Raw genomic sequence first — 4,596 nt, 5'->3', positions numbered from 1 at the left:
CCTGCGCGACGAGGTGGTGCCGCTGAAAAAACGCATTTCCGACGAAAACCTGCTGCGCTACAACGGCATGCTGATCGGCGTGTTCGAGCTGCTGGCCGACGCCCGTTCGCAGATTGCCACGGTCAACGCCGCCATCGACGCGCAGCGCGATTTCTGGCTGGCCGAAGCGGACTTGCGGATGGCGCTGCTCGGCACGCCCGGCAAAACCGTCGCGCCCACCTCTGTTTCCTCTGCCCCCGCCGCGGCGACGGGCGGGCATTGAAAGGATTTTCCATGATTTCAAGACGTGATTTTTTCAAGTTCACCGGCGCGGCCGCGGCCGCCGGCGTCGGTGCCGCTTCAGCCAGCAGCGTGGCGATGGCGGCGCTTCCCGAAATCGTCAGCATGGACAAGCCGGATACCCAGCCGCCGCTGATGCCGCCGTCGGGGCGGCCCTACAACCCGGTGGTGACGCTCAACGGCTGGACGCTGCCGTGGCGGATGAAGGACGGGGTGAAGGAATTCCATCTCGTCGCCGAACCGGTGGTGCGCGAAATCGCTCCCGGCATGAAGGCGCATCTGTGGGGCTACAACGGCCAGAGCCCCGGCCCCACCATCGAAGTGGTGGAGGGCGATCGCGTGCGCATTTTCGTCACCAACCGCCTGCCCGAGCACACCACCATCCACTGGCACGGCCAGCGCCTGCCCAGCGGCATGGACGGCATCGGCGGGCTGACGCAGCCGCCGATCCGGCCGGGCAAGACCTTCGTCTACGAATTCGTCGCGCGCCGCCCGGGCACCTTCATGTATCACCCGCATGCCGACGAAATGACGCAACTGGCAATGGGCATGATGGGATTCTGGGTGACGCACCCCAAGGGCCGGCACCCGCTGATCGAAAGCGTCGACCGCGATTTCTGCTTCCTGCTCAATGCCTACGACATCGAGCCGGGAAGCGCCACGCCACAGGTCAACACCATGCTCGATTTCAACCTGTGGACCTGGAACAGCCGCGCCTTTCCTGGCATCGACAGCCTGAATGTGCGCTTGAACGACCGCGTGCGCATCCGCATCGGCAACCTCACCATGACCAACCATCCGATCCATCTGCACGGGGTGGAGTTCGAGGTCACCGGCACCGACGGCGGCCCGACGCCCAAAGGCTCGCGCTGGCCGGAGGTGACCACCGACATCGCGGTGGGGCAGATGCGCCAGATCGATTTCCTGGCCACGGAAGAGGGCGACTGGGCGTTTCACTGCCACAAGAGCCATCACACCATGAATGCGATGGGCCATGCGGTGCCGACCATGATCGGGGTCGATCACAGCGGCATCGCCGGCAAGATCAACAAGCTCATTCCGGACTACATGGTGATGGGCGAACGCGGCATGGCCGACATGGCCGAAATGGAAATGCCGCTGCCCGACAACACCCTGCCGATGATGACCGGACAGGGGCCGTTCGGCCCGCTGGAGATGGGCGGCATGTTCACGGTGATGAAGGTGCGGCGCGATCAGCCGCGCGGCGATTATTCCGATCCCGGCTGGTACCGCCATCCGGCCGGCACGCAGGCGCATGAATACAGCGGCGAGCTGGCCGCGCCGGTGCGCGCGCCGCAAGCCGCTTCGCCGCAGGGCGCGCCGGGCGATGTCGAGGTGACGGTGCGCAAACCCGCCGGTCATGCCGGCCACTGAACGAAAGGAGACGACATGAACGCCACCCTGCTGCGGACCGTCCTGACAGCCGCCGCCGAACAGACCGGCTGGAGCAGCGCCGGCACAGCCGCCCAGCCGGCTTGCACCATTGCCCTCGCCATGGCCGAGGCACCCTCACCGTCACCCCCATGAAAGGAAGCGAAAAATGAAGCAGTTGATTCCATTGCTTGCCGCACTGGCGCTCGCGCCGCCGCTCTATGCCGATACCCACGCCACGTCCGCCGCCGCGGACAGCGCGATGAGCGATGGCGTGGTGCGCAGAATCGATGCGGCCAGCGGCAAGATCACCCTCAAGCACGGCCCGCTCGCCAACCTCGACATGCCCGCCATGACCATGGTGTTCCAGGTGCAGCCCCGCGCGCTGCTGGACACCGTCAAGACAGGCGACACGGTGAAATTCCAGGTCGAGAAAACTCAGCGGCGCCTATACCGTGACGGCGATCCTACCCGTGCAGTAGGGTTAGGAAATGGGGGCTTATGGACTAGATTGAACAAGAGTGCTGCCGGATGCGCCTGGGTTTGCGTGCGGGAGCATTTCCCCCATTGCACAGGAGACTGCGATGAAACACCTATCGATCTTGGCTTTTTCCCTGCTCATGGCGCTGGGCGTTCCCCTGCCGGCCGCCGCCGACTCCCATATGCTGGCGCGCGAACGCGTTTACGGTTCCGAAATGATGACGCGGCAGGAGCGCACCGAGTATCGCGACCACATGCGCGCGCTGAAAACCGAGCAGGAGCGCGAGGCCTTCCGCCAGGAGCATCACCGGAAAATGCAGGAGCGCGCCAAGGCGCAGGGCAAGCGCTTGCCCGACATGCCGCCCGCTGACCACGGCCCCGGCATGGGCCCGGGAGACGGCAAGGGAATGGGCCCGGGCGGGCGCGGCGGCTACGGCTACTGAAGCGGCGGCACGCCGCCGGGGATAGCGTTTCAGGCCGGGCCCGACGCGTTGTCGAAGCGGAGCGTGGCGGCCAGTCCGTGGCCGCCGTCCGCGCGCGGCAGCCCGTCGCCTAGTTCGAGTTGCGCACGCGATAGCGCGGCGATGCGCGCGACGATGGACAGGCCCAGTCCGCAGCCATCGCCCTCGATCTCGCCGCGCACGAAACGCGCGCTCAACTGCGACCGCGAAGACGCTGCGACGCCGGGGCCATTGTCGGCGACGCTGATTGCGCAAGCCGGTCCGCTGCGGATGAGGCGCACCTCGATGCGGGCTCCCGCGCCCGCGTAGCGCAGGGCATTGTCCACCAGGTTGCGTACCGCGACCTGCAGCCATGCTGCCGTCACCGCAACCGCGCACCCGGGCGCCGCATCGACCACCAGGGTTTGTCCCTGGCGCTGCGCCTGCGGCAGCAGCTCGGCGCACACGGCGGTGACGATCGCGGCAGGGTCCAGCGGCGGCGGCACGCTGCCCTGGCTGGCGGGGTCGACGCGCGCCAGCGTCAGCAATTGCTCGACCAGATGGGTCATCCGGTCGACGCCCGCGATCACCTGCGCCAGCGCGTGCTGGCGGCCGTCGGCTGCTTGCGCGCGCAGCGCCACCTGGGCCTGTATCTTCAAGGCTGCCAGCGGCGTGCGCAGTTCGTGGGCGGCATCCGCAGTGAAGCGGCGCTCGTTTTCAAAGGCCTCGGTGACGCGCCGGATCAGCGCATTGAGCGCGGCGCGCAGCGGCGCGATTTCGCTCGGCAAGGGCGCCGACTCGTCGAGCGGCGCCAGTGCCTGGGCGTCGAGCGCGCCGACCTGCCGTGCCACGTCGTCCACCGGCCGCAGCGAGCGGCCGACCCCCCACCATACCGCGAGCGCCATCAGCGGCAGCGCCAGCGTGGCGGGCAGCAGCAGCGACAAGCCCATCTCGCGCGCCAGCCCCTCGCGGGCGGCATGGGCCTCGCCGACCACCACCCGGTATTCGGCGTCGTCATCCTGCACCGCATAAAGACGCCAATGCGCGCCGAGGTGGCGATGTTCGCTGAAGCCTGCCGTTATCCCCGTTGCGAATCCGCCGTGGCCGGGGGATGCGACCAGGCGTCGGGCCTCCCCGTCCTTGCTGAGCCACACTTCGAAGGCGATCGGCACCGGGTAGCGGTGGGCGTGTTCGTGCAGTTCTTTCACGAAATGTTCGACCTCGCCGCCTGCCACGATCGCCAGCAGGGTGTCGGCAACCTGCGTCAGCTGGGCGTCGAGCATTTCGTCCGCTTCGTGGTGCGCCCGCTGGTAGACCGCGAGTGCGGCCAGCAGCCAGATGGCCGCCACTGCGCTGGTCAACAGCCATACCAGGCGGCGGCGCAGGGAATAGGGCGCAGGCGGGTTCATGCGGCGGGCGGGCGCAGCGACGCCGTGTAGCCGACGCCGCGCACGGTGCGGATCAGATCGTTGCCGAGTTTGCGCCGCAGGTGGTGGACGTGGACTTCCAGCGCATTGCTGTCGACCGCGTCGTTCCAGGTGTAGAGCTGCTCCTCCAGCGTGCGCCGGGTCAGCACCCGGTCGGCGTTTTCCAGCAACACATGCAGCAGGTCGAATTCGCGCGCGGTCAGCTCGACCGCTTCGCCCGCGCGTGTCACCGTGCGCGCCGCCGGATTCAGCTCGACGTCGCCGAGGCTGAGCACCGGCTCCGGGCGGCCATGGGCGCGCCGCACCAGTGCGCGCAGGCGGGCGCTGATCTCGTCGAGGTCGAACGGCTTCAGCACATAATCGTCGGCGCCCAGATCGAGCCCGCGCACCTTGTCTTCCAGTTGGTCGCGCGCGGTGAGTATCAGCACCGGCGTCGCGTCGTGGCGCCCGCGCAGCCACTGCAGCACCGACAGGCCGTCGCGTTTCGGCAGGCCCAGATCGAGCACCACCGCGGCAAAGCTTTCGGCGCCCAGCGCGGCCACCGCCGCCTCGCCGTCGCGCAGCCAGTCGACGGCGTA

General features: G+C 68.1%; 5 protein-coding genes and 2 pseudogenes. 5 read left to right on the top strand and 2 right to left on the bottom strand.

What is annotated here, in order from left to right:
• From BGO62_RS14565 to BGO62_RS14545, 5 genes and pseudogenes are all read left to right on the top strand, one after another.
• Window positions 1–262: pseudogene (locus tag BGO62_RS14565) on the top strand (RND transporter); the annotation flags it as partial.
• An 11-nt stretch (window positions 263–273) separates the two neighbouring features.
• Window positions 274–1,674 (top strand): copper oxidase, encoded by a 1,401-nt coding sequence (locus BGO62_RS14560; RefSeq protein WP_296643801.1) that lies wholly within the window; start codon window positions 274–276, stop codon window positions 1,672–1,674.
• A 15-nt stretch (window positions 1,675–1,689) separates the two neighbouring features.
• On the top strand, window positions 1,690–1,827 hold the full coding sequence (locus tag BGO62_RS14555) for a hypothetical protein (RefSeq protein WP_296643799.1): 138 nt from the start codon (window positions 1,690–1,692) through the stop codon (window positions 1,825–1,827).
• A 13-nt stretch (window positions 1,828–1,840) separates the two neighbouring features.
• Window positions 1,841–2,059 (top strand): annotated as a pseudogene (locus BGO62_RS16395) (copper-binding protein); the annotation flags it as partial.
• Between the two features lie 196 nt (window positions 2,060–2,255).
• A complete protein-coding gene (locus BGO62_RS14545) occupies window positions 2,256–2,594 on the top strand; it encodes a hypothetical protein (RefSeq protein ID WP_296643797.1) in 339 nt (112 codons plus the stop codon).
• 29 nt (window positions 2,595–2,623) lie between these two features.
• Here the strand turns inward: BGO62_RS14545 and BGO62_RS14540 are convergent, their stop codons facing one another.
• Window positions 2,624–4,000, bottom strand: a complete 1,377-nt coding sequence (locus BGO62_RS14540) for an ATP-binding protein (RefSeq protein WP_296643795.1) — start codon at window positions 3,998–4,000, stop codon at window positions 2,624–2,626.
• Window positions 3,997–4,596 (bottom strand): response regulator transcription factor (locus tag BGO62_RS14535; protein ID WP_296643793.1); only part of this gene is annotated, 600 nt, incomplete at its 5' end. The genes BGO62_RS14535 and BGO62_RS14540, both read right to left, overlap by 4 nt.

Origin of the sequence: Thiobacillus sp. 65-1402, from assembly GCF_001897685.1 — a bacterium.
Lineage (GTDB): Bacteria > Pseudomonadota > Gammaproteobacteria > Burkholderiales > Thiobacillaceae > Thiobacillus.
Note: the sequence above shows the minus strand (reverse complement) of the source record. Positions and strands in the feature narration are given on the sequence as shown.

Bases quoted from the DNA above. Each gene is read 5' to 3' on its own strand.
- BGO62_RS14560 (WP_296643801.1), top strand. From the start codon at position 274: ATGATTTCAAGACGTGATTTTTTCAAGTTCACCGGCGCGGCCGCGGCC.
- BGO62_RS14555 (WP_296643799.1), top strand. From the start codon at position 1,690: ATGAACGCCACCCTGCTGCGGACCGTCCTGACAGCCGCCGCCGAACAG.
- BGO62_RS14545 (WP_296643797.1), top strand. From the start codon at position 2,256: ATGAAACACCTATCGATCTTGGCTTTTTCCCTGCTCATGGCGCTGGGC.
- BGO62_RS14540 (WP_296643795.1), bottom strand. From the start codon at position 4,000: ATGAACCCGCCTGCGCCCTATTCCCTGCGCCGCCGCCTGGTATGGCTG.